This is a genomic window from Rummeliibacillus pycnus, from assembly GCF_002884495.1.
GTDB classification, from domain to species: Bacteria; Bacillota; Bacilli; order Bacillales_A; family Planococcaceae; genus Rummeliibacillus; species Rummeliibacillus pycnus.
Genome location: NZ_KZ614145.1, coordinates 2,052,062 through 2,074,881 on the forward strand (window position 1 = coordinate 2,052,062; position 22,820 = coordinate 2,074,881).

Sequence of the window (22,820 nt, forward strand, 5' to 3'; positions counted from 1 at the left end):
TTTATCAACTCCTCTTAGTCTTTTATTCTTTCAGCGATGCGTAGTTTTGCAGATCGTGCACGATTATTTGCCTCTAGTTCTTCTTCCGTTGGTATTATCGGTTTTCTTGTGACTAGTTTTATAGATGGTGCCAAATGTTCTGGAACTATAGGTAAACCCGGTGGCAACTCAGGAAGTGAAGAAGCTTCTTTAAAAATTGTTTTACATAAGCGATCTTCAAGTGAATGGAAGGTAATAACACTAACTCGTCCACCTATATTAATGACATCAAGCGCTTGTAGCAAAGATTCTTCTGCTGCCCCTAACTCATCATTAACAGCAATACGTATTGCCTGGAAAATACGTTTTGCAGGATGGCCACCTTTACGTCTTGCTGCTGCTGGTATTCCTTCTTTGATTAGCTCTACTAATTGCCCCGTTGTACGAATTGGCTCTTTTGTCCGTGCTTCTTCAATTTTTCGAGCAATTTGTTTTGAAAATTTCTCTTCCCCATAACGATAAAAAATTCTAACTAAATCGTTGTAATCCCACTCATTGACCACGTGATAAGCAGTAAGTTCTGCAGTCGTATCCATGCGCATATCAAGTGGAGCATCTTGATGGTAACTAAATCCTCTTTCAGCATTATCAAGCTGTGGTGATGAAACCCCTAAATCGTATAAAACTCCATCTACTTTAGAAATCCCTAAATTAGCTAATTCTTCTTTCAAATAACGGAAGTTTGAATGGACAAAAGTTACACGATCGATATAAGGAGCTAAACAAACTTTTGCATTGTCTATAGCAGTTAAGTCTTGATCAAAACAGATGAGGCGTCCTTTATTAGATAATTGGCTAACAAGGTACTCACTATGTCCTGCACCACCTAAAGTACAGTCCACATATATACCGTCAGGACGAATGTTCAATCCATCTACGGTTTCTTTCAGTAATACGGTCGTATGATTGAACAACTGAAATCCTCCTCTTTGTTGTTATATATCAAAGTCAATCATATTCTCTGCAATCTCGTTAAACGAATCCTCTGATTCAGCAAAGTATTCTTGCCATGATTGCTGTGCCCAAATTTCAATTCTATTGGACACACCGAGAATCACACATTCCTTTTCTATATGGGCATATGAGAGTAAATTCATGGGTATGTTAATACGGCCTTGCTTATCGATTTCTACTTCCGTTGCACCTGAAAAGAAGAAACGTGTAAATGCACGCGCATCTTTTTTGGTAACAGGCAATTTTTTTAATTTTTCCTCAAGTTTTTTCCACTCTTCAATAGGATACCCAAACAAACACTGATCCAATCCTCGAGTGATCACGAAACCTTCTAGAAAATGTTCTCGAAATTTTGCTGGTATGATTAAGCGGCCCTTTACATCGATGTTATGTTGATATTCACCCATGAACATGGTACTCACCCCACTATATGAAAATAGATTACCACATTCCCCCACATTCCACCACTAATTCATAAATAATTCAAGGGTGAATTTTAAAAATGTGTATATTGTACTTATAATCTTGTCCTAGTCTACATTTTCAAATAATTATAGATAATTTATGCCATTCAATCGTATTATGTAGAATACTTTTTCTTTTCAATAACTCATGCTATTACTTTTCTCACAAAAAAAGGTTATCTCAAGTGAGATAACCTTTTAATTTCTATTATTTTTGTATTTTTTATCAAAGAAACTTTTCTATTACTAGTTCCATGGTTATAAAAAAATCGCATTGTGTTTCCCATTTATTGCAAATGGCAATGACAATATTTCTTTCACTAAGTCTTCACCATACTCATTCATAAACTGGAATGGATTGAAAGTTCTTTCCTGTAATCCACCACCCGGTAGTATACGATCTTCTATTATTCGATATTTTCTTAATTCCACATCATGTTTTAACAATATTTCTTGCTCAATTTTTCGCATGATAAAATCAAGTTGCGCTTCATGGAAACTTAAGTTTTTATCGACTAACTTTTCTAGATGAATGTTATGATTACGTAAATGTTCCTGTAATCCTTCATATTGCGACTGTAATAGTTGTTTTGTCTTTTCAATTACCTTTTTAGCATCAGTATCATAGACTTTTTCTTCATAAGAAGTTTTTAAAACGGTTGTTTTTCCTGCAAGGGCATCAGCTACAGAAATTTGTAATTCATCAAGTATTGACTGTACTTGACGATCAACAATTGTGATATTCATACGCGGTACAAAAACCGGTACTTTCATATTTAGTGTTTCAAACGCGTCTTTTAACGTAGACCAATAAGCTAATTCACCAGGACCTCCGACAAATGCAAGAACCGGAAATACCATATCTTGCATTAATGGTCGAGTAACAACATTATTACTTAAACAAGTTGGATTTTCCTTTGCTAAAGTTAGCATCTCGCTCTTTGAAAATTGAACATTTGCCATATGATTGATAAATTTACCATCATGTCGTTCTAATAAAAAGCGTTCACCATCTCTTACATAGAATAAGTTAGCGGCTTCTTTTGTCGCCCCGATTGGTGTTCCATATCCGAGTTCAGCAAGATCTGCTTCACGAATTGTAACGACATTTGCAATTGTTTCTGAATGTTGAATGAGTTGTTCAAAATAAGGCGCTTCATATTCACGTAATTTTGGATTAGCCGCATCAATAAATAATAATCCCTCTTCTTTAAATAACCAATTCATTAATTGAACAAAGAAATCTGTATAAGTTGTGCTCTTTTGTAGTATAGAGTCTATGTTTGTTAATAGTTTTTCGGTATACACTGTTTCGCCATACTGCTTAAATGTTTCATTGATCAATTCACGGGTCATTTCAACATCTAACCGAGTAGTAGATGCCATCTTTTTGCTTTTTGAACGTTCACCATAAATATGTTTAACTAAACGACCATTGACCGCTGTGAAAGTATGATTAATTTCATCAATATCATGATCTTCTCCCGCAATCCAGAAAACAGGGACAACTGGTATACCTAAATTTTCACGTTGCTCTTTTGCTAATAAAATGACTGAAATTGCCTTATGAACAGAGTATAGAGGGCCAGTTAACAACCCAGATTGTTGCCCTCCAACAATAACCACTGCATTATCCTCTAATTCTTGTAAATGCTTTTCAGCCTTATCGGAGATTTCTAAAGGCTCCATAAAATCACGTATAATCGCTACTAAGCGCTCACGACGAATAGGGTGATTTTGTAGGTCTTCTAAACGTTTTGAAAATGATTCTGATCTATTCGGATAATGAAAAAATGATAATATAGATGATTTCTGATTCCGATAATCATCAAGTAAAGGATTCGTTACAGGAATCTCAATTTGCGCCAATTTCATAATATTGTAAACTCCTCTATCATAGTTAACTATATTGAAGTATAGCATTTAACGAGCAATTATATAAAAAATTAGCTCAGCTGTTTAAATGAATGATAATTTGATGGATTAATGCAACGATTAGTATTGCCATGTATGTAAACGAAAGAACTAAAAATAAAAACCGCCAGATCTTACGAAATAGAGGCATTATTTCTATTTCTTTCTTGGTTCTCCATTCAATTACTGTAAACACCATCGCTATTAGTATTGCGATAATAAAGACCGTAAAACCTATATCAAAAGACCAAAAGAATTTTACAGTTGCTGGTATTGAAAAAAACAAAATAATCGTTGTTATGTCTGCTGACTTGCTAAAGTGTTTTCCCGATTTTTTAGTAAACTTTTTCAAGACTAGATACAGTATTCCTAAAACAAGAAACGGACATAATACAAGAATATCCAAAATAACGGATAAATTCGCCATCAATCTCTTACACCACTTTCTTGCATCGCCTGTAATAATGAATAACAAGTTGATAACATAGGGACAACATAGCCTCTTTCATGTGCTATTTCGATAATTCCACCTATAATCGTATCAATTTCCATTATCCTTCCATTTAAATAATCCGCAAACATTGAAGAAGAATTTTGCGCAGTATTTTTACATACATTTGCAACATCTTCAAACGAAAGCTGTGTTGTTTGTTCTGGAAAGGCGTTCATTACTTCTTGATATAATTGTTGCAGTATTTTTTTATTGTAAGAGTGCTCAATGAGAGCACCATTTTTCACTCTTAGTATAGTGGTGAGAGTATTCACAAAGCAATTCAATAGTGCTTTTCGTAATAACATATTATTGTAATCTTCTATTAATGCAACAGGAAAAACAGTTGAAGATAGCGATGAATATTTTTGGAGATTAGATTGTAACCCTCTAAAGATTGCTATATTCAAAGTACCAATACCACGATGTATCACATTATGGTCATTTATTTTTTCGGCTCCAAATTCTACGGACCCCATATAAATTGTATGCTGTTTAAGTTTTTTTGCAAATTCTATATGCCTAATGCCATTTTGAATAAATAATAGCTCAGTATCTTCAGATAGTTGTTCAAATAAAGGGAGTAACTCGTTTAGATGGTGATATTTTACAGCAATAATCCAAATGGCACGTTGATGTAAATCTGAAGGATTTGTACTTACGACAAATTTCTGCACACTTTTTTCACCATAACAATTTGTAAATGTTACTCCTTCGTTTTGAATAGATAATCGCTGTTTTTCTGAATGAACAAGCAATTCTACTGCATGTCCAAGTTGTGCGAGATAATTAGCGAAAACAAGTCCAACTGCCCCTCCACCAACAATAACAAAATCCATTTGCACACCTCTTCTATCATTTTACCTCTAAAAAAGATCTACCTAAACCAGTTTGACCTTTTGTCTATTATACTGGAATTTCTCAATGTTTTCGATATAGTGATGGCAAAATAACTGCTGTATAATCAGAATTTACTTCATAGCCAACATTATTATTTACTAAAACTTTTGTACTGAAAGAAAAAAGGAAACATCTATTCAGATGTTTCCTTTTTTAAGTATTGTGTACCAGTTTCAAGCCATTGAAGCAATTCCGAATAATTATGTTGAAGTTGATCATAGTCATCTTTTAATTCAAAATAAGCTTCGGAAAGTTGATCAAAACTTGTTAACGCTTGCTTTAAATGCGTTCTCATCATCTGTTTAGGCTGTGATTTTGCATTTTCTAATTCCTTTTCATGAACTTTACGTAATGTTTTATTCCATCTAAATCCGCATGCTTGCTTAGTTCTCCCCAACGCCTCTGCAGCCTCTTGAAAGCCTGCCAATTGGGAACGTCCTTCACTCACTGCCTGTAACACGATTTGCGCTAAGCGATCATCATCTTGTTGAAGCCATTGATCTTTTCTTTTTTTTAATTCCATACATATCACCTCGCATTTTTTTACTACTATATGCGAGATTTTCAAGTTTAGAAGTTATTTTGTTTTTGATAGAAACTGTTTTACTGCTTTATGATGTTCTTCACTTTCCCATAGTTTTGCGCAAGTTTTAACCTCATCCATAACACGATCAAACAAATGACGTTCACGCCATTTTCGTAATTCCATTTCTTTGTATGCCTTATGAACATTTGGATGGATTTTTTTCATATCTGCTATAAATTCCGCTAAAGCTTGTTCTTTATCATTATCAAAAATACGCATAGCAAAGCCAATTTCGTAAAGTAAGTCAGCTGGGTATGCTTTTGCATCTACTAACATTTTTAAAGCTCGATCATGGCGTAATCCTCTTTCAAATAGGTAGGTTCCTCCACCCCAACCGGAAGTAATACCTAATGTCCCTTGAATAAAGCCACATCTTGCATCTTTTTTTACTAATCGGAAATCGCACGCAGTAGCTATTTCACATCCTCCACCAACAGCAGCACCATTCACAAGTGCAATTGTAGGGACTGGTAATGTTGCAAGTTCATATAGAATTTTAGCCATTTTGCTAAGCATCCCAAAAGCTTGTTCTTCCGTAAAGAGATTATGAAATTCTGATAAATCTCCCCCAGAACAAAAAGCTCTATCACCGGCTCCCGTCACTACTAAAAAACGAACAGATTGATGGGTATGTACATATTCTATGACTTCTTTAAACCCTTCCATCACTTCATCATTAACTGCATTCCGTTTTTCTGGTCGATTAATCGTAAATGTTAATATACCATCTTGTTCTGAAAAATAATAAGCCATTAAAGCATCCCCTTTGCGAATAATTAGAATTATCACTTATTTTACCATAAAAAACATATTTAAAATATCTTGCTCTTGGAGTAATCCTCTTAATTGTATTAATTTCTTCAATCCGTGCTATTTTTATAAACAATATCATGATTTACTTAATAATTAATATAGAACATAAAAAAAGACTACTTGAGAGCCATGGTCTCTCTAGTAGTCTTTTTTAGAACAAATACTGAATTATTTGCTCACAACTTCTTTACCTTTGTATTGTCCACATGCTTTACATACATGGTGAGCCAATTTAAGTTCACCACAGTTTGGGCAAGCAACCATACCTGGTACAGCTAGTTTAAAATGTGTGCGACGTTGACGTTTCGCAGTTTTAGAAGTTCTTCTAAATGGTACAGCCATTGATGGCACCTCCTTACAGATCGGTTATTCGTCTGTTTGATCAAAATACTTAGCTAATGCAGCCAGTCTTGGATCCGTTTTTTGCGCGTCTTTTTCTTTTTGACTTAAAAACTCATCCTCCGTTAAATAAGACCAATCGGCATTATTTTTGGGAGCTGGATTTTCAGCACCTTCTTTGAACACTTGTATCGGAATTTCTAATAAAATTAGTTCTTCTAATACAGGGTCAACATCAATCACTTCTCCTTCAACAGGATGAACGTTATCATATTCATCTGCATTTATATCCTCAGACCAGCTAAAAACTTCATCTGATTCAATATTAAAAGGAAATTCGACATCTTCCCAAGTTCGTGAACAAGGAAGTGTAAGTGTGCCTGTCAATTGAAAATGACAGTTCATTTGACCTGCACCAAATGTACAGAATCCTTTTACATGAACGGGTGTACTACGGCGAATATCCGTATTACGACGCATAAGTCCGTCCAATTGAACAAATTCGTCAATTGGCATCCCGTTTTGGCGATATTTAGATAATTGTGGGATTGCCCATTTCATACATTTATCACCTCAAGACAACAAAGTTGATTATATAATGCTAATTTATAGATGTCAAGATATTTTCTTGTCACTAGACAAAAGTCCTCGTATAATCATATTACTAAGTATAAACGGGGTGAGGAATTGATTGCAACTGGTGTAATTGTCGAATACAATCCATTTCATAACGGACATCTCTATCATATCAAACAATCTCGAGAACATACAGATGCAGATGTAATGATTGCCGTAATGAGTGGTCATTTTTTACAACGTGGTGAACCAGCATTTGTTGACAAGTGGACTAGAACGAAAATGGCACTAGCCAGTGGCGTGGATTTAGTTATTGAACTTCCATATGTTTATGCTACAGCCCAGGCTAGTGATTTTGCTAAGGGTGGTGTTCTATTACTAGAAGCATTGCAATGTGATTTTTTATCATTTGGAAGTGAACAAGGAAATATTGCACCATTTTTGCATACTTACAGCCTTTTAGAGAACGAAAACGCTATGTTTCAAGAGGAAGTTCAGAAATTAATTAAAACCGGTTTAAGCTATCCTCATGCATTAAATACAGCCTATCAAAAGCTTATCCCAAATAGTGGGGTTACATACGCTGATTTAACAAAGCCTAATAATGTTCTTGGCTATCATTACGTAGAAACTACTCAAAAATATAAAACACATGTGAAACCCATTACGATTCAACGTATTCAGGCAGGTTACCATGATACAATACGCGATAGCATGACAATTGCTAGTGCAACAGGTATTCGTCAAGCAATCCAAGAACAACATTCTATACAAAATGTTTCTTCTTTTTTGCCGGATACATCATTCCATGCATTAACAGATTGGTTTGAAGAATATCACCATTTTGCGAGTTGGGAACTTTTTTGGCCCTATTTAAGGTTTTCAATTCTTCGATTAACACCTGCACAAATTGCTTCATATGCAGAAGTTACTGAAGGAATTGAATTTTTAATCATCCAAGCCGCTAAAGAATGCCGTGATTTTTCGAGCTTTATGCAAAAAGTAAAATCTAAGCGCTATACTTGGACAAGAATACAACGCATGATTACGCATATTTTCACAAACTTTACTTGGCAACAGCTTAAATCAGTGAATCTTCCTAGCTATATTCGCTTACTTGGTATGACCCAAAATGGTCAACGTTATTTATCTGAAAGAAAAAAATTTTTTACATTACCAATTGTAAGTCGCGTGGCAAGTTCAAATGATGCCATGTTATTACAGGATATTCATGCAACCGATTTATATATGCTATCTCTTGGAAAAAACAAAATGGGCATGGATTATAAAATCCCGCCCATTAGATATTAATTATTTCTTTTCTGGAAGCTTTTCTAAATAGTTTAAAGCATCATCAACATTTTTTACGGGTACGATTTTCATTTTCGTACCTAATTTTTTTGCTTCTTTTAATGCTTCTTGGTAATTTGATTGAATTCCTGGATTCTTTTTCTTCACAATTGCTGGTAATGTATCGTTTGGTGCAAAGAAAATTTCAACTCCTGCATCATTTGCAGCAATTACTTTTTTATCGATTCCACCAATCCTACCAACCTCGCCTGTTTCCAACATTTCGCCTGTACCTGCAATATCGTACCCTTTTGTTAGGTCGCCTTTTGTTAATTGATCAATAATCTCTAAAGTAAACATTAATCCTGCTGATGGTCCGCCAATATCTTCTGCATTTATTGCTACATGCGGATTAGTAGTAATTGAAGTACTATCTGCAAACGATATACCTAAACCAATCTTTCCTTTTGCCCCTGGAATCTTTTTAAGTGTAATAATTTTATCCATCGTTTTGCCATCGCGATTAATCTTAACTTTTACTTGATCATCAATTTTCTTTGTTTCTAAATAGTTAACAAGTTCTGAATGCTTATGAACTTCTATTCCATCAACGCCGATCACTTCATCACCTGTTTTTAGAATTCCATCTGCAGCACCTTTTTCAACAACATAAAATACATACACTCCGTTGTAATGAACTTTATAATCAAGCCCCGTCTTTTTAAAAGCAACATATTTTGCATTAAACTGAGAATCTGACATAAGTTTTAGTTGGCGATTGTTGTAATCTTTGTCGCTTTCATTCGGACTTCTTACTTGGCTTGTTTTTAAAATTTCTTTTTCATCACTAAAATGAGCCAACGCATAGGTAAATGGAGTTGCTACAGACATTGCAACTGTCATCATATTTAATTTTCCCTTACTAGGTTCATCAGCATGTTCAACTTTTACATAATGATCTAAATCATATGCACCGCCTGGCTGCATAATATAATAATGCATCGGATAAACAAATCCTAGGATTATAAGCACCGTTACTATAATAAGTGCTAAAAACCTTTTTAATTTCATTTGGTCCACCTCCAATATAACAACCAACTTTAGACATATCCTATGACGCTACACCAGAAAATTTGTTCTCCGATAATTTACCTTATTTACTGTTTATTTAAGTTTATCACTAGTTCTTTTTTTCATAAAATTATAAGAATGGATGATGTGCATCATATTACATTACAGCAATATATTGCTATGCTGGATTTTTATTCTTTTATTACTTTTACAACCTGGACTAGCTCATGCAGGTGCCGATACAGGTATGGAACTCTTCATCGACCACTTATTTCCATATTTACTTCCATATCTAATTCTAACTCAATGGCTTTTGCGACTAACAAACGTTTCCAGTATACCGCAACAATCGAAATGGAAATTCTATTTACAAATTTATTTTCTTAGTGCATTAGGAGGTTTCCCAACAGGTGCTGCTACTATCAATTTTCTGTTTAAACAACAACAAATAACAAAAAAAGAAGCACCGCTATTATTAGCTATTTGTCATGCTCCAAGTCCTCTTTTTGTTGTTGGTTTTGTTGGCGTTGAAATCCTTAAAAATCCTAATAGTGGTTGGTATATGTTAGCATTGATCCATTTTGTTAATATTGTCATGCTTACTGTTTTTATTCTTAAATTCCGAAAAATAAATACCTATCCGATGGTATCTCATCAACCTGATCCTGTTACATCGCCATTAATTGAAAGTATCAAAAATAGCTTACCTACAGTTCTATTAGTTGCAGCTACTGTTATTTTTTTCACAACTATTAGTTATGTATTGACTGAAACTTTGTTACGTTTTGTGGATCAATTACCTAATGGTATTATGGTTTCCCTTTACAGTATTCTTGAAATGACATCGGGTTTGGATGCTTCGCAAAACTTATTTGCACATTCTAAATGGCTAGAACTAATTGTTATTACGATCCTATCCATGCAAGGTCTCAGTATTCATCTACAAGTCGCAGTTCTTGCAAAAGAAGCTAACATAACCATGAAACCTTATTTCATTACAAGAGTGTTCCAAACACTATTAGTTCCTTTATTATATTGGTTAATTTTTATGTTCCATTGACGTATGATACATTTTTTGGAAGAATGACACATCAATTGTCTGTAGCAAAACTAGTGAAATATTAACGTTTTTTAAATAAGCTATTGTAACATAAAAAAGACGATAGATAAACTTAGTTTTCTTCGAGTTTATCTACCGTCTAAGACGGTTATCATGTTTTACACCTGGTAACCTTTTATTATTTTTGATTAGATTTTTCTTTAAATTTCTCTTTCAATGCTTCTTCAACAATATCGGGTACTAAACCATGGATATTTCCCCCATACTGCGAAACTTCCTTCACAATACTAGAACTTAAAAATGAATATTTATTTTGAGTCATGATAAAAAAGGTTTCAATATGTTCATCTAAAAAACGGTTCATTGCCGTTATTTGCATTTCATATTCAAAGTCAGAAACTGCACGTAATCCACGTACTACAGCATTTGCATTTTTGGACTTTGCATAATTAATGAGTAACCCTGATGAAGAGTCAACTTTTACATTTGGCATATTCTCTGTAACTTTTGCAATTAACGCCATTCGTTCATTAACATCAAATAACGGCCGTTTACTTGAATTATTCATTACAGCTACATATACAACATCGAAAATATCTGCTGCACGTTTAATAATATCTAAATGACCATTGGTAATCGGGTCAAAACTACCCGGTACTACAGCGATTTTATCCAACGTAATCTCCTTCTCCCTCTGCTAAACGATAGAATGAAATAATCGTTCCACCATATTTTTCTTCACGGACTTTGTGGAAATTTAAAAACTGATTGGGTAAATTGGTTTCTGTATCATGTTCACAGACGATTGTTCCACTATTTGATATTACACCGTTTGCTACAAGATCTTCTACCATTTTATAATATTGATGCTTTTTATAAGGTGGGTCTAAAAAAATCAAATCTGCTTGAACTTCTTTTTTAATCAATATTTTTAATGCTCTAATTGCATCATTTCGATATGCTTCAGTACAATTTTCATATCGACATTTTGCAATATTTTCCTTTAAATTTTGAAAAGCACGTCCATCCTTTTCGATAAAGATAGCCTTATTCATCCCTCTACTCAATGCTTCAATTCCTAAACCGCCACTTCCTGCAAATAAATCAAGAGCAGTTCCTCCATCAAAATATGGGCCCAAAATATTAAACAAACTTTCCTTTACTTTATCTGTTGTCGGACGTGTAGTCATACCATTTACTGCTTTTAACGGCATTCCTTTACGTTCGCCTGAAATTACTCTCATCATTCACCAAACCCTTTATAACCCATAACTATTGCCATATTTTAATTGCTCATTTTGGGTTTGTTTTAATATCAATTCGTTTATCTGATTTTTCAACATTTACAAGAAATAATCGGACTAGCCAAGCTTCTTCTATATAATAATTATTACCATATTTCTCAATCGGCTGCGATATAATATCATAACGATGTTGATTATAAACGTAGAATGGTTCATCCATTGGGAATCTAAACGAGCGTGCATCACTCTTTACATAAAATCCATGTGTACCTACTTTTGAAGTATAACCTAAATTATTCAATATTGGCTTAATAGAATATAGAATACGTCCATCTTTAAATATAACTTGCAGATTTTTTTGTTGCAATTCATTTAAATAAACAGGACGTTTATCTTCAAATAATAATGGTGCTAAATTTTGACCATTATTTGCATTCATATTAAAGAATGACGTTTTTAATTGTAAAGAATCAGATAGTAAACGATCGAGAGAAGTTGTTGTCACTTCTTTCCCTTCCATTTTTTCTAAACCTTTTTTCCATACTTTCAATTGATCCTGAGTCATATAATCTTTTAACACAGCAATCATCTTTTTCGCCTTATCAGAGCCAAGTGTGCGATTCGTCAAAAATGATGCTACAATCGCTGGCACCCAAGATGGGGTAGTATCAAATCTATACTTTTGATAAATTTGGGATAAGATTACTTTTTGTTCAAGTGTTTTTTCGTTAAGTTCAGATGTAAATAAAATACGACCTGCTGATTTTCTTTGTTTACTAGTTTCTATAATGGCTACATGTTCAAAATCCTCTAATTGTAAACCTTTTAGGGATTTTGCGAAATCGCCACTAATATTATTCATTCCATAAAGTGTCATTTGATTGTTTGTAAAAACTTTTTTCATTTTTCTTTTTTGCCAATATAGAGATGTTACAGGACCATTTCCACTAAACATTGTATATTGAACAAGCACCAATGATTTACTATCTACTTCAGGTAATCCGGTAATCCACTCTCCACCTGAACGGGTCTTATCAGTTATATGTACCGTTGTATGTACAGGTGTACCTTTTTGTATAGTTAAAAAAATATTTTGCAGAAGTTGTCCTGATTTTAACCCTTTTTTTGATACAGGAATGGCATAAGTTACTGTTTGTTCTTCAGTTTTTCCTTTACTTAGGCCTGTAATCGTCTTATTTAACCGATTACAGTGGTTTTGATCTTCTTTTGAACACGCTTTATTGATACTCTTTGTTGGCCAAACAAACTTCATGTTATCTTGTGGTAAAGAACTAAGATGATGATTAATCATTAATTTTCCTTTACTATAAACAACGTCGATATCTTGATTATAATGAATGGCCTTGTCTTCTTCTTTTAATTGATCAGAGTAAACATGGTACTGAAAAGTCAACATAATACCATTTATAAATAACAGTATGGAAAATAAACTGGCTGCAAATTTCATGTGCTAATCCTCCAAATCATGATACTATGTGTTAAGAAAGGACGTGTATAATATATGATTCAACAATTCATAGAACTTGGAGAAGGTTACGGTGATATTTACGAACTATGTGAACTTATGAAGACAAATAAGCATCGTATTAGTCGTGCATTTGTATTTACTGCAACTGATGGAGATAAAAAAGTAGCATCAATTGCTGCTGCATTTAACCCAGTTGGTGACAGTAAATTTACACCAATCTATATATGTCGAGAAGGAATACCTTATTCGACTGAAAAGCCTTCAAAACGTTTAGAAATTTTCGAGGAGACTGTAAAAGAATTAGATCAATTACTAATTACTTTAGATGTAAAGCATTCCTCTATATATGCTGAAAAAGAACTATATTATCAATACTTGATTGGTATACTACGCCTTTATCACTACATTCCATCATTGCACTAATTGCTTATTTTAGTGGTAAAAAAAATTACAACTAGATAAAATTTACTATCCTCATTCTATATCGACGGAAATAGTCAATCTTTTATAGACCCGTTTTGTAATCATACTCTTTTGCTTTATCTGGTTTAGCATTTTCAAACTTGGTAGAGACAAATGGACGATAAGACGGTAAGACTTCTCGCACATAAGGGAGACGAGTCAATTTAGCTATAGTACTTTCAATATCTTCTTGATTGCAATATAAAACGACATATTTTAGTCTTCTTGAAATATAATGTACATGCCCATATCTACGCATTGATTTTGCCTGTTTTAGGTGATGTACATATACGATTAAGCCTTGTCTGTCTTTCATTTGGATTCCCTCTTTTCTTACAATCAAGAATACCATAGCTATGAATTTTCACGCAACCAAGTTTAGCTGACAGAATAGAGATAAATCCGTTATAATAGAACAATAAGTCTGCATTTTGAGGAGGACTAATATGGGAAAGAAAACGAAAGTAGCAATCGCAATTGCTGCGGCAAGTGCAGCGGCTTGGGCAGGATCTAAAGCTCTTTCAAAACCACAAAAACGTGAAAGTAAAGATGCATTAATTTATGACCGTCCAGTAGTATTAGCACATCGCGGTGGATCACATTTAGCACCAGAGCATACAATGGCTGCATTTCGTAAAGCAAATGATCTTGGTGTAGATGGATTTGAGATTGACATTCGTCTTACAAAAGACGAAGAAATCGTTGTATTTCATGATGATTATGTTGATCGTACTTCTGATGGTACTGGCCGTGTCGCTGACTTAACTTTAGATGAATTACGTAAGTTTAATTTTGGATATAATTTTGTTGATTTAGATGGCTATCTCTCTTACCGTGATGAATTTGAATCGATTGTTACTCTACGTGAATTATTGACTGAGTTCCCGGATAAGTTCGTAAATATTGATATGAAAGACGCGCCGGATACATATGAAGGTGGCCTTATGCCTTCTAAACTATGGCGTTTAATCGAAGAACTTGATGCAGCAAACCGTGTTGTCGTTACTAGTTTTTATGATGAACAAATTGATCGTTTTAACCTATATGCCCAAAACAAAGTAGCATTAGGCGCTGGACAAGCTGAAGTAAGAAAAGCATATACTTCTTTTACAAGTCAATTTGGTCATTTATATCATCCAAAAGTTGATGTATTCCAAATTCCAGAAAAACATGGCGTCTTTGCATTAGATAATCAAAGCTTCATACAATTTTTAAGCGATTTAAATATTCCTGTTCATTATTGGACAATTAATGATGCACTATCCATGAGGAAATTAGTCAATATTGGGGCAAGAGGAATTGTCACAGATCGTCCTGATTTAGCTGTCAAAGTTGTCAATCTATAAATAGATAAAAATAAAATAACCATACATGAAAACTTATTTAAAAAGAGGTTCCTACTTTGCGTAGAAACCTCTTTTATTTGTATTAGAAATTAACTATACAAGCTTTTTAGAAACTATATCTTATGCAGAACAAGAACAACTACCACCTGAACCACAACCACCACTGCTGCATGAGGACTCAGCGTGGAAAAATGGATTACTAACAGGTACTTTAACAGCCTCCGAGACAGTTTTTCCAATTAGCAAACTAATTTCATCCAATAAGTCTTGATAGTCATTTTCTGCAAGTTTAAGTGCGGAAACTTTATCATTAACATCCAGCGAACGTTTTTTTGAACGAATAGATTTCATGATTGTCTGATAGTCTGGATGGTACTTTCCAAATCGTTGTACATCGTCGTACTGCTCTTTCATCCGCTGAAAATCATTAATTTCACGAACAAGTGCGGCATCTGAATAAATTGCTTCATGCGCCTTTTGAAGATTCGCAAATTGTTCGGAGGAACGGATCATCGTATTCAGTACTTCTACTTCTTCAAGAATCAATGCCCAATCAGAAGTCATCATCATCGTTATTTCCCCCAATCTATTCCTATCATAACAAATTTGAAGATTTTTTGTATAATTAGAGGATTCATAACTATAAACTATTTTTATCTTTTTCTAACAAAGTAAGAATTTCTTTTACCACTTTCTCATCTGAAAAAGGAAAGATCTGTCCTGCAACGATTTGACCTTCCTCATGGCCTTTTCCTGCAATAACCAATATATCGCCTTTTTTACAACTGTTAACGGCATTTTGTATAGCCTTTTTTCGATTGGGTTCCATTCTATATGGTTTCATATGAATTCCCTTTACGATAGAATTCAAAATAACGCTAGATGATTCTCCCCTTGGATTATCATCAGTAAGCCAAATATAGTCTGCATAGGCATCAGCTATTTCTCCCATTTCAATCCTTTTCCCTTGATCACGATCTCCTCCACAACCGAAGACTACTACTAACTGATTGGTTGTTTGCGAACGTAATGCACTTAATAAAGCTTCTAATGCACTTGGTGTATGAGCATAATCAATAATTATTCGAAATCCCAAATTATTAGGGATTTCTTGCATCCTTCCAGCAGGTAACTTTAAGTTGTTCGTATGTCTAGCAATTTCTTCTAAGGAAAAACCTAATTCTGTTAAAGTTGTGATTGCTGCAAGTACATTATATTGCAAATACTCTCCTTGAAAAGGAATCACAATATCTATTGGAATATCATGATCCTGAACTAATAACTGCATGCCGTTTTCTATATTTTGTTCATGAATAATACTACAATCTGCTAAAAGACTCTTTCCGAAACTTTTAACAATCGGATGCTCCATTCTTAATTGTTTACAAAAGTCATCATCAATGTTAACAATTATTTGCTCAGAAAATAGACATAGTCTTTTTTTAGCCGCGAGATAATGTTTTTCGCCACCATGCTCTTCGTAATGATCTCTACTTACGTTCAAATATACACCGATATCAATGTTACAATCATCAAGTCGATGTTCAGATAATGCGAGTGAAGAAGCCTCCATTACTAAATGTGTAACCCCTTGATTTACACAATATGCGCAAACTCTATATAATTCTGTCGCTAATGGGGTTGTTAATGGTTCCAATTTTATATCTTGCTTCTTTCCATTTATAAATAATCCTACCGTCCCAAGTACCGCTACCTTGACACGAAGAGATTGTAATAATTGACCGATCAAATGCGTTACTGTTGTTTTTCCATTTGTCCCCGTTACAGCGATAATTGTAAGTTGTTCATCGAAAGCACCATATAATTTTTTGCTTGCATAAGATAAAAAAGTTGAACAATTAGGCACCCAAATGACTGGAATTTGTAGATTGACTTTAGCTTCGTATCGATTATGTACGATAGCGGCAGCTCCATTTTGTAATGCCCTCTCAATATAATTCCAGCCATCAAACTTTTTTCCTTTTCGTGCAACAAAAATGTCACCAGGTTTTACATCACTTGCTCTATCGGTAATACCTTTTATTTCAGTACGTATCGATCCACATTCTAATTCACATGGCCATTCTTTTAAAAGCTCTGCCAAGATCAACTATGTTCCTCCTGCACCTTTTAATAAAATATGAATACATTACTATAACCCCTTCACCACTTATATCGTATGAAAAACATGCAGAATATGTCACGAGGAGATAGGAGTCACAAAATGATTATTCAAAAATTTGGCGGAATTGCTATGCAATCAAAAGCTTCGCGTAGGCATTGCCTTCTCCATATTAAAAGAGCTCTAAAAGAATACGGTAAAACAATTGTTGTTGTATCTGCAATGGGTAGATTTGGTGATGCTTATGCTACTGATACCTTATTGAATGTTACTGATGCGTTAAGTACTTCTGCAAAAGCAAAGGATTTAGTTGCTGCCTGTGGGGAGCTTATTGCCGCTGCTGTTCTATCATCAGAACTTAAACAGTCTGGAATAGATAATCTCTTACTTTACGGTGCTCCACTTGGAATAACGACAACCAATAATTTTGGTGATGCTGAAATTATTGACATTAATAAAGAAACGCTCTTATCCGCCCTAAATCAATATGATTGTATAGTTGTTCCTGGCTTTCAAGGAATTACAGTCGAGGGGGAGATCGCCACTCTTGGTAGAGGTGGCAGCGATTTAACAGCTGCTGTTTTAGGTGCAACTTTATCAAATGTATTAATTGAATACTATAAAGATGTCCCAGGTGTAATGACAGGTGATCCCCATTTAGAAGACGATGTAGTTCTTATTAGAGAACTACCTTATTCAGAGTTCTTAACATTACTAAATAGTGTCCATCCTTTAATCCAAAAAAAAGCAGCGGAAATGGCACAACAGCACCATCTTACGCTGCATATACGAAATGTCTTTTCTTTAGATTCTGGAACATTTGTATATCCTGATGAAGATTAGTTATTATTTGGTTTGATTTCGTTGAATAAAGACTTGTGTAAAATGTTTACCAAAAGCACCTGTACCAATTTGATTAAAATCCTTATTCAATAGGGTATCTCGATGTTTTTCTGAATTTAGAAGTCCATTAATTGCTTCTGGCGCATCCAAATAATCCTCTGTAACATTTTCTCCAGCAGAATCAAATTGAATCTCCGCACTTTTTAATCTATCTTTAAATGCATTACTTTTTTGTTCTTCTTGTGAGATTTTATTGACCGCAAGTTTTTCACTATGAGCCATTGCCAACTCATTTAAATCTTCCTCAGACAATAGCGCTGGTAATCCTTTTTGAAGTCGATATACATTTGTTAATTCAAATAATTGTTTTTGATTTTCTTGATCAATTTCTTCTTGTTTATAGGAAGATGGAACACTTGGAGTTATCAAATCCCCCACATAAGTCATGTCATACGGATGCTGTTTAACAAGTGTTTCCCCATCAATAAAACGAACTGCTTCCAACGTTTTATCAATTGAATCAAAGTATAATTGAGCATATAGTCCATCATACATGATTAAAATACGTGACTGTAAATCCTCTTCATTCAAGATAAATGTATATACATTTTTTCTGATTTTGACGTTAACTTCTGTATCCGTAATGGTATTACGATATAATTCGTCTATCCCTTGACCAATTTTGAATGGAGTTGCATTTGAATCAGCGCCAGTAGTATAAACCTGTTTCACTTTATGATCTTCAACGCCTACAAGTATATAATTATTTGGTGATTTTTGATAAACCCACCAGTCAAAATCATATGCAGATGGACTTTTTCGATCAGGAGTCCCTAATTTTTCTTTTAGTTTTTTAGTTGATTGACCAACTAATGTTGATAGCCCTTTAGTTGGTCTTTCAACAACCGAATGATTAAAATCAGGTGCTTTTTTTTGAGGAATCACCTTACCATTTGAATTAGGCGCTAATGGTTCGTTTTCTTTGACAGGTTGATTTATATAGAAGAAAACGACTAACAGTGCAGCCAAAATAATTAATACTCTAACAAAAACTTTCAATTTAATCTCTCCAATTTTTTATTAACTTTATTATACCAACTACATATATTGATTCACAATGTTGCCATTGCAACTAGTTTCATTTTGCTCTATTATAAAATGGAAGAAATTTTGTATAAAAGTGTAAAAGGAGGATATTATCATGTATTTTGAAAATACGGGACTTGAAAACAAAGTTGCTCATATTACATTACTTGATGACCTAATGAGGCAACATAGCTTAATTCGCGCTACTGGTTGGGATTACGAACGTATTACTTGGGATCGTAAATTTGTTGTCCAAGAAGGTACTTACTATTTACGAATTTTTGGTATTTCAAAAGACGGCGACAACGGTTCAAATGATTCCAACATCACTTTATTAAAACCCGTTCTTGGAAAACACTATTTCCCACATGGTATTGAATATGGCGAAGATGAAATCTACCCTGCTAATTTGGTGAAATCATGTCAAGACATTTTAGCTTCACTTTCAAAACAACTAGATCAATTTATTGTCCAAGCATAATGCAATTATTCTTTAATTGCCGTACAAAATGATCAATAATCCCATTTTTTGTACGGCTTATTTATTTTGACATTATACAATTTGCGTATTGACGTAGAGTATATAAACAAGTACTCACTTCTTTGACGTATTATAACTTTATGCTCATCTACCAAGGTAAGTCTCCAATCGCTTTTCCAATTTTGAACGTGACAGCCTTTACTTATATAATAGCTTTTTTAGAAAATAAACAATCCTTCATTAATCTATCCTATATAAATCAATTCTCTACTTTCAATAACAAAATTATTCTTGAAAGAGTTCTTTCATTTAGCATGATTTTCAAAAAACTCCTCATACTATCACTGTCAAATATATATGGGTGATTAGGATGATTTTACAGCGCATATTCTCAAAGTTTTTTCCTTGGTTCGTTTTTGTTTTATCTTTTTTATTTTCAATATTCTATGCAAGACCAATACTCTTTGGATTTTTGACAGCTCTTTGTTTTAATCCTCTGATCTTTAAATACGAAAAACAGTGGCGTAAATCAAGACGTTTTATCGTTTTAGTTTTCTTCACTATTTTCAGCGTAGTTGTGCTTGCATGTTGTTACTTTTTATATGCTCTAATGGTATTAAAATTTGTTGGCTTTTCTCAGTGGATTCCACATTTTTTAGATACGGTCAATGAAAGATGGATCTATTTTCAATCGAAACTATCAAATATCACGCATGATTTACCTCGTCCCATTATACTTTCTATACAACAATGGATTGAACAAATGTTGAGTAGTTTACAAAAAAATGTAACTACATATATTCAGGCAGATCGACTACTCAATTTTTTTCAAAGGGTTCCTTCAGTAATATTTAAGCTTTTTATATATTTCTTAGCACTATATTATTCGATGCTAGAAATGCCTAGTATTCTCAAATCCTTCAGTAAATGGTTGCACCTCGAAGGAAATTCTTCAGCAAAAGTATTTGTGCAACATTTAAAAAAAGGTACTCTTGATTTTCTAAAAGCACAATTAATAGTAAGTGTTGTGATCTTTTGTGTTACATTATGTACTTTATTTTGGATTACACCGCGTTATGCAATCCCTTTGGCCATTCTCGTTTGGTTTGTAGATTTACTTCCAATTTTAGGTGGGATGATGGTTTTAATACCATGGGCGCTTATCAGTTGGATTAATGGTCAGAGTCTTGAGGGTACTGTTCTATTTATATTAGCTATTGTAGTGATCCTATTACGTCAAATTCTTGAAACCAAGGTAACAAGTAGTCATCTTGGTCTCCCGCCTCTCACAACCCTTATCTGTATGTATGTTGGATTTGAAATGTTTGGCTTTATAGGTTTTCTTATAGGTCCATTTGTGGCTATTTTAATCGTAGTAATCGAACAATTTAGAAAAAGTTGGGCAATTGCCAATAAAAAAAACTAATTGCTCCTTCTATAAAAAGTATAGAGAAAGCTTACCTCTCTATACTTTTTATTTTAATATTTTTAATACGTAAAGTGGAACAGACTTCACATGGATGTAACTCTGCCAGCAGAAAATGTCCACTTGTGGAAATAGATTTCCATATATATTTTATTTTTAGTGTAAAAGAAAAAGACTGTAAGACAAACTGAAAAATTTCTAGTTTGTCTTACAGTCTGAGACTAATTTCTCTTCATAGAAATTAGTTTTTTATGATTAATGGTTATTTAATATTGCTTTTATCACAGAGGTTGTTGGTCCGCCACTATAAAATACATAAAGCAATAAATATACAATAACGCCTGTAATCGCTACGAAAAACCAGATTACACCAGTTATTGGTCCCAATTTACGGTGACGATTTAGTTTATTTGTAAAGCCTGTAATCAACGTAATAATACCAAATACCGCACCAGAAGTTGCCAAAATAATATGGAATACTAGGAAGATTGTATAATATTTCCTCAAATGTTCAGGGCCACCAAATGCAGTATTACCAATAAATACTGTTCTAGTTACATAAATAATAAAGAATAACAATGCTGATATTGCAGCAGCAATCATTGTTTTCTTATGTGCTTCAATTTTCTTTTGTTTTATAAGCACCCAACCAATCGCAATGAGAACAGCACTAAGAACGATGAAAGAGGTACTAATAGTTGGTAAAATAGGTAAACTCATTTTTTTACTCCTAACACTCTAGATTAATTATGATATTGATTTGCATATAGACGTTTTCTTTCTTTTAATGCTTCTTCAGTCATTTGATCTGCATTTTTTTGATCATTTCTATACCACAAAATAAAGACTCGTCCAAGAATACATGCAAAAATAATTTCTTGAATTATTTTCATGATCACACCACCGAGTTGTTGATCCTCAAGAGGTGACATATTAGTAAATAATTCAGGACCTGATAATGTCAGTCCTTGTAAAGTCGAACTTGGTACGCAAAGTGTCATTGCTTTCATCCATGTTTCTCCATCCGTGTAAGTGCTATAGAATGGGGTCGAAGAGAAGATGATTAAAGCACACGCTGGTGTAATTAAAATTGCATTGGCAATTATATAGAAAAATTTATTTAAGTCTTTCATGCGAGGTTCATCCTCAACCGTATTTAATAATGGCCAATACATAAATAATGCTGACATGAATAGTACAAACGTATATATACCATGCAATGTTTCATCTAATTTTATAAAATCAAACACCGTTGGTAAATGGTACAAAGAGAATAAAAAAACAAAAAGGAAAATTGCAATTATTGGTCTTGTCAAAAAATGAAATGCTGGCTTAATATAAGGCAAATTTATAGTACTTTTCCACAACCAGTTTGGAATACCAATAATAAAGAAAATAGGAATAAATAGTAGCAAAAAAGCCATTTGAACCATATGCATTGTAAACATAATATGTGCCATTAAATCTATAGGTGATCCAATAATGACATATAGCATAATCATTGCGAATACAAATGATATAGCCTCTCCCTTTTTTAATTTCTCACTATATTCAAAGTCTTTTCTCCATTTTATTGTCACTAAAAAATAGAGCACTGTAAAGAATACTAATACACCAATTAATATAGGGCTCCACATAGCCCTAAATCCAAAAATACTTAAAGGCATCGAAGTTCGCTCCTTTACATTCAATACCTTCATTATAAATTGCTTACATTAAAACAGCAATGAACGAATCTTGACAATTTTTTCTGGAATTTCAATGTATCTACTATATTTCATTTAGTAGATACATTATTATTTCTCTCAAATTCCCAAAAAAAGAC

At 33.6% G+C, this 22,820-nt stretch carries 26 protein-coding genes; 7 read left to right on the forward strand and 19 right to left on the reverse strand.

Annotated elements, in window-relative coordinates; all coding sequences use genetic code 11:
- Positions 1 to 14: 14 nt before the first annotated feature.
- The 9 genes from rsmH to CEF14_RS10230 all read right to left on the reverse strand — a co-directional run bounded on the left by rsmH (position 15) and on the right by CEF14_RS10230 (position 7,060).
- Positions 15 to 953, reverse strand: coding sequence for a 16S rRNA (cytosine(1402)-N(4))-methyltransferase RsmH (gene rsmH, locus CEF14_RS10190; RefSeq protein WP_102692755.1), 939 nt, complete (start codon positions 951 to 953; stop codon positions 15 to 17).
- A gap of 21 nt (positions 954 to 974) precedes the next feature.
- Complete coding sequence (gene mraZ / locus CEF14_RS10195; protein WP_102692756.1) at positions 975 to 1,406, reverse strand: division/cell wall cluster transcriptional repressor MraZ; 432 nt, start codon at positions 1,404 to 1,406, stop codon at positions 975 to 977.
- Positions 1,407 to 1,715: 309 nt separating this feature from the next.
- On the reverse strand, positions 1,716 to 3,332 hold the full coding sequence (gene bshC, locus CEF14_RS10200; RefSeq protein ID WP_102692757.1) for a bacillithiol biosynthesis cysteine-adding enzyme BshC: 1,617 nt from the start codon (positions 3,330 to 3,332) through the stop codon (positions 1,716 to 1,718).
- A 76-nt stretch (positions 3,333 to 3,408) separates the two neighbouring features.
- On the reverse strand, positions 3,409 to 3,798 hold the full coding sequence (locus tag CEF14_RS10205) for a DUF3397 domain-containing protein (RefSeq protein WP_102692758.1): 390 nt from the start codon (positions 3,796 to 3,798) through the stop codon (positions 3,409 to 3,411).
- Entirely contained in the window at positions 3,798 to 4,700 is a 903-nt protein-coding gene (locus CEF14_RS10210) for a ketopantoate reductase family protein (protein ID WP_102692759.1), read from the reverse strand. The genes CEF14_RS10205 and CEF14_RS10210 overlap by 1 nt, the downstream gene beginning before the upstream one ends.
- A 194-nt stretch (positions 4,701 to 4,894) precedes the next feature.
- Positions 4,895 to 5,284: a transcriptional regulator gene (locus CEF14_RS10215; RefSeq protein ID WP_102692760.1), complete on the reverse strand. Its 390-nt coding sequence runs from the start codon at positions 5,282 to 5,284 to the stop codon at positions 4,895 to 4,897.
- Positions 5,285 to 5,338: 54 nt separating this feature from the next.
- Positions 5,339 to 6,100, reverse strand: a complete 762-nt coding sequence (locus CEF14_RS10220; protein ID WP_102692761.1) for an enoyl-CoA hydratase/isomerase family protein — start codon at positions 6,098 to 6,100, stop codon at positions 5,339 to 5,341.
- 228 nt (positions 6,101 to 6,328) lie between these two features.
- Positions 6,329 to 6,502 carry a 50S ribosomal protein L32 gene (gene rpmF / locus CEF14_RS10225; RefSeq protein ID WP_102692762.1) on the reverse strand — a complete coding sequence of 58 codons (174 nt, stop codon included), beginning with the start codon at positions 6,500 to 6,502 and terminating at the stop codon, positions 6,329 to 6,331.
- A gap of 24 nt (positions 6,503 to 6,526) precedes the next feature.
- On the reverse strand, positions 6,527 to 7,060 hold the full coding sequence (locus CEF14_RS10230; protein ID WP_102692763.1) for a YceD family protein: 534 nt from the start codon (positions 7,058 to 7,060) through the stop codon (positions 6,527 to 6,529).
- A 126-nt stretch (positions 7,061 to 7,186) separates the two neighbouring features.
- Between CEF14_RS10230 and CEF14_RS10235 the strand changes: the two genes are divergently transcribed.
- Positions 7,187 to 8,386, forward strand: a complete 1,200-nt coding sequence (locus tag CEF14_RS10235) for a nucleotidyltransferase (RefSeq protein ID WP_102692764.1) — start codon at positions 7,187 to 7,189, stop codon at positions 8,384 to 8,386.
- Here CEF14_RS10235 and CEF14_RS10240 read toward each other — a convergent pair whose 3' ends face one another.
- Positions 8,387 to 9,436, reverse strand: a complete 1,050-nt coding sequence (locus tag CEF14_RS10240) for a SepM family pheromone-processing serine protease (RefSeq protein ID WP_102692765.1) — start codon at positions 9,434 to 9,436, stop codon at positions 8,387 to 8,389.
- A 145-nt stretch (positions 9,437 to 9,581) separates the two neighbouring features.
- Between CEF14_RS10240 and CEF14_RS10245 the strand changes: the two genes are divergently transcribed.
- On the forward strand, positions 9,582 to 10,496 hold the full coding sequence (locus CEF14_RS10245; protein WP_146013878.1) for a hypothetical protein: 915 nt from the start codon (positions 9,582 to 9,584) through the stop codon (positions 10,494 to 10,496).
- A gap of 178 nt (positions 10,497 to 10,674) precedes the next feature.
- Here CEF14_RS10245 and coaD read toward each other — a convergent pair whose 3' ends face one another.
- From coaD to CEF14_RS10260, 3 genes are read right to left on the reverse strand one after another with little or no spacing between them, the layout of a single operon-like run.
- Positions 10,675 to 11,172: a pantetheine-phosphate adenylyltransferase gene (gene coaD, locus CEF14_RS10250; protein WP_102692767.1), complete on the reverse strand. Its 498-nt coding sequence runs from the start codon at positions 11,170 to 11,172 to the stop codon at positions 10,675 to 10,677.
- Positions 11,165 to 11,740, reverse strand: coding sequence for a 16S rRNA (guanine(966)-N(2))-methyltransferase RsmD (gene rsmD, locus CEF14_RS10255; protein ID WP_102694367.1), 576 nt, complete (start codon positions 11,738 to 11,740; stop codon positions 11,165 to 11,167). The genes coaD and rsmD overlap by 8 nt, the downstream gene beginning before the upstream one ends.
- 49 nt (positions 11,741 to 11,789) lie before the next feature.
- Entirely contained in the window at positions 11,790 to 13,208 is a 1,419-nt protein-coding gene (locus CEF14_RS10260; protein WP_102692768.1) for a hypothetical protein, read from the reverse strand.
- A gap of 54 nt (positions 13,209 to 13,262) precedes the next feature.
- On the opposite strand from CEF14_RS10260, the gene CEF14_RS10265 reads away from it, so the two are divergent.
- A complete protein-coding gene (locus CEF14_RS10265; RefSeq protein WP_102692769.1) occupies positions 13,263 to 13,652 on the forward strand; it encodes a DUF7147 family protein in 390 nt (129 codons plus the stop codon).
- A gap of 82 nt (positions 13,653 to 13,734) precedes the next feature.
- Here CEF14_RS10265 and CEF14_RS10270 read toward each other — a convergent pair whose 3' ends face one another.
- Positions 13,735 to 14,007: a YlbG family protein gene (locus tag CEF14_RS10270; RefSeq protein ID WP_102692770.1), complete on the reverse strand. Its 273-nt coding sequence runs from the start codon at positions 14,005 to 14,007 to the stop codon at positions 13,735 to 13,737.
- Between the two features lie 130 nt (positions 14,008 to 14,137).
- On the opposite strand from CEF14_RS10270, the gene CEF14_RS10275 reads away from it, so the two are divergent.
- Complete coding sequence (locus tag CEF14_RS10275) at positions 14,138 to 15,037, forward strand: glycerophosphodiester phosphodiesterase (protein ID WP_102692771.1); 900 nt, start codon at positions 14,138 to 14,140, stop codon at positions 15,035 to 15,037.
- 120 nt (positions 15,038 to 15,157) lie between these two features.
- Here CEF14_RS10275 and CEF14_RS10280 read toward each other — a convergent pair whose 3' ends face one another.
- Positions 15,158 to 15,607 carry a YlbF/YmcA family competence regulator gene (locus tag CEF14_RS10280; RefSeq protein ID WP_102692772.1) on the reverse strand — a complete coding sequence of 150 codons (450 nt, stop codon included), beginning with the start codon at positions 15,605 to 15,607 and terminating at the stop codon, positions 15,158 to 15,160.
- A 70-nt stretch (positions 15,608 to 15,677) separates the two neighbouring features.
- Positions 15,678 to 17,147 carry a UDP-N-acetylmuramoyl-L-alanyl-D-glutamate--2,6-diaminopimelate ligase gene (locus tag CEF14_RS10285; RefSeq protein ID WP_102692773.1) on the reverse strand — a complete coding sequence of 490 codons (1,470 nt, stop codon included), beginning with the start codon at positions 17,145 to 17,147 and terminating at the stop codon, positions 15,678 to 15,680.
- Between the two features lie 114 nt (positions 17,148 to 17,261).
- On the opposite strand from CEF14_RS10285, the gene CEF14_RS10290 reads away from it, so the two are divergent.
- Positions 17,262 to 18,002, forward strand: coding sequence for an amino acid kinase family protein (locus CEF14_RS10290; protein ID WP_102692774.1), 741 nt, complete (start codon positions 17,262 to 17,264; stop codon positions 18,000 to 18,002).
- A 3-nt stretch (positions 18,003 to 18,005) separates the two neighbouring features.
- Here CEF14_RS10290 and CEF14_RS10295 read toward each other — a convergent pair whose 3' ends face one another.
- Positions 18,006 to 19,061, reverse strand: coding sequence for a CAP domain-containing protein (locus CEF14_RS10295; RefSeq protein ID WP_102692775.1), 1,056 nt, complete (start codon positions 19,059 to 19,061; stop codon positions 18,006 to 18,008).
- 142 nt (positions 19,062 to 19,203) lie between these two features.
- On the opposite strand from CEF14_RS10295, the gene CEF14_RS10300 reads away from it, so the two are divergent.
- Complete coding sequence (locus CEF14_RS10300) at positions 19,204 to 19,569, forward strand: YugN family protein (RefSeq protein ID WP_102692776.1); 366 nt, start codon at positions 19,204 to 19,206, stop codon at positions 19,567 to 19,569.
- A gap of 370 nt (positions 19,570 to 19,939) precedes the next feature.
- The gene (ytvI, locus tag CEF14_RS10305) at positions 19,940 to 20,995 is read left to right on the forward strand and encodes a sporulation integral membrane protein YtvI (RefSeq protein ID WP_102692777.1); all 1,056 of its coding nucleotides are present in this window, start codon (positions 19,940 to 19,942) and stop codon (positions 20,993 to 20,995) included.
- A 255-nt stretch (positions 20,996 to 21,250) separates the two neighbouring features.
- On the opposite strand, the gene CEF14_RS10310 is transcribed toward ytvI, so the two are convergent.
- Positions 21,251 to 21,715 carry a DUF420 domain-containing protein gene (locus CEF14_RS10310; protein ID WP_102692778.1) on the reverse strand — a complete coding sequence of 155 codons (465 nt, stop codon included), beginning with the start codon at positions 21,713 to 21,715 and terminating at the stop codon, positions 21,251 to 21,253.
- A gap of 23 nt (positions 21,716 to 21,738) precedes the next feature.
- The gene (gene ctaG, locus CEF14_RS10315; RefSeq protein ID WP_102692779.1) at positions 21,739 to 22,662 is read right to left on the reverse strand and encodes a cytochrome c oxidase assembly factor CtaG; all 924 of its coding nucleotides are present in this window, start codon (positions 22,660 to 22,662) and stop codon (positions 21,739 to 21,741) included.
- Positions 22,663 to 22,820: the final 158 nt, after the last annotated feature.

Bases quoted from the DNA above. Each gene is read 5' to 3' on its own strand.
- ytvI (WP_102692777.1), top strand. From the start codon at position 19,940: ATGATTTTACAGCGCATATTCTCAAAGTTTTTTCCTTGGTTCGTTTTT.
- CEF14_RS10275 (WP_102692771.1), top strand. From the start codon at position 14,138: ATGGGAAAGAAAACGAAAGTAGCAATCGCAATTGCTGCGGCAAGTGCA.
- CEF14_RS10205 (WP_102692758.1), bottom strand. From the start codon at position 3,798: ATGGCGAATTTATCCGTTATTTTGGATATTCTTGTATTATGTCCGTTT.
- rsmD (WP_102694367.1), bottom strand. From the start codon at position 11,740: ATGAGAGTAATTTCAGGCGAACGTAAAGGAATGCCGTTAAAAGCAGTA.
- CEF14_RS10280 (WP_102692772.1), bottom strand. From the start codon at position 15,607: ATGATGATGACTTCTGATTGGGCATTGATTCTTGAAGAAGTAGAAGTA.
- CEF14_RS10300 (WP_102692776.1), top strand. From the start codon at position 19,204: ATGTATTTTGAAAATACGGGACTTGAAAACAAAGTTGCTCATATTACA.
- CEF14_RS10220 (WP_102692761.1), bottom strand. From the start codon at position 6,100: ATGGCTTATTATTTTTCAGAACAAGATGGTATATTAACATTTACGATT.
- CEF14_RS10270 (WP_102692770.1), bottom strand. From the start codon at position 14,007: ATGAAAGACAGACAAGGCTTAATCGTATATGTACATCACCTAAAACAG.
- CEF14_RS10240 (WP_102692765.1), bottom strand. From the start codon at position 9,436: ATGAAATTAAAAAGGTTTTTAGCACTTATTATAGTAACGGTGCTTATA.
- CEF14_RS10215 (WP_102692760.1), bottom strand. From the start codon at position 5,284: ATGGAATTAAAAAAAAGAAAAGATCAATGGCTTCAACAAGATGATGAT.
- bshC (WP_102692757.1), bottom strand. From the start codon at position 3,332: ATGAAATTGGCGCAAATTGAGATTCCTGTAACGAATCCTTTACTTGAT.
- CEF14_RS10230 (WP_102692763.1), bottom strand. From the start codon at position 7,060: ATGAAATGGGCAATCCCACAATTATCTAAATATCGCCAAAACGGGATG.
- CEF14_RS10290 (WP_102692774.1), top strand. From the start codon at position 17,262: ATGATTATTCAAAAATTTGGCGGAATTGCTATGCAATCAAAAGCTTCG.
- CEF14_RS10260 (WP_102692768.1), bottom strand. From the start codon at position 13,208: ATGAAATTTGCAGCCAGTTTATTTTCCATACTGTTATTTATAAATGGT.
- CEF14_RS10245 (WP_146013878.1), top strand. From the start codon at position 9,582: ATGTGCATCATATTACATTACAGCAATATATTGCTATGCTGGATTTTT.
- rpmF (WP_102692762.1), bottom strand. From the start codon at position 6,502: ATGGCTGTACCATTTAGAAGAACTTCTAAAACTGCGAAACGTCAACGT.
- CEF14_RS10310 (WP_102692778.1), bottom strand. From the start codon at position 21,715: ATGAGTTTACCTATTTTACCAACTATTAGTACCTCTTTCATCGTTCTT.
- mraZ (WP_102692756.1), bottom strand. From the start codon at position 1,406: ATGTTCATGGGTGAATATCAACATAACATCGATGTAAAGGGCCGCTTA.
- CEF14_RS10210 (WP_102692759.1), bottom strand. From the start codon at position 4,700: ATGGATTTTGTTATTGTTGGTGGAGGGGCAGTTGGACTTGTTTTCGCT.
- CEF14_RS10265 (WP_102692769.1), top strand. From the start codon at position 13,263: ATGATTCAACAATTCATAGAACTTGGAGAAGGTTACGGTGATATTTAC.
- ctaG (WP_102692779.1), bottom strand. From the start codon at position 22,662: ATGCCTTTAAGTATTTTTGGATTTAGGGCTATGTGGAGCCCTATATTA.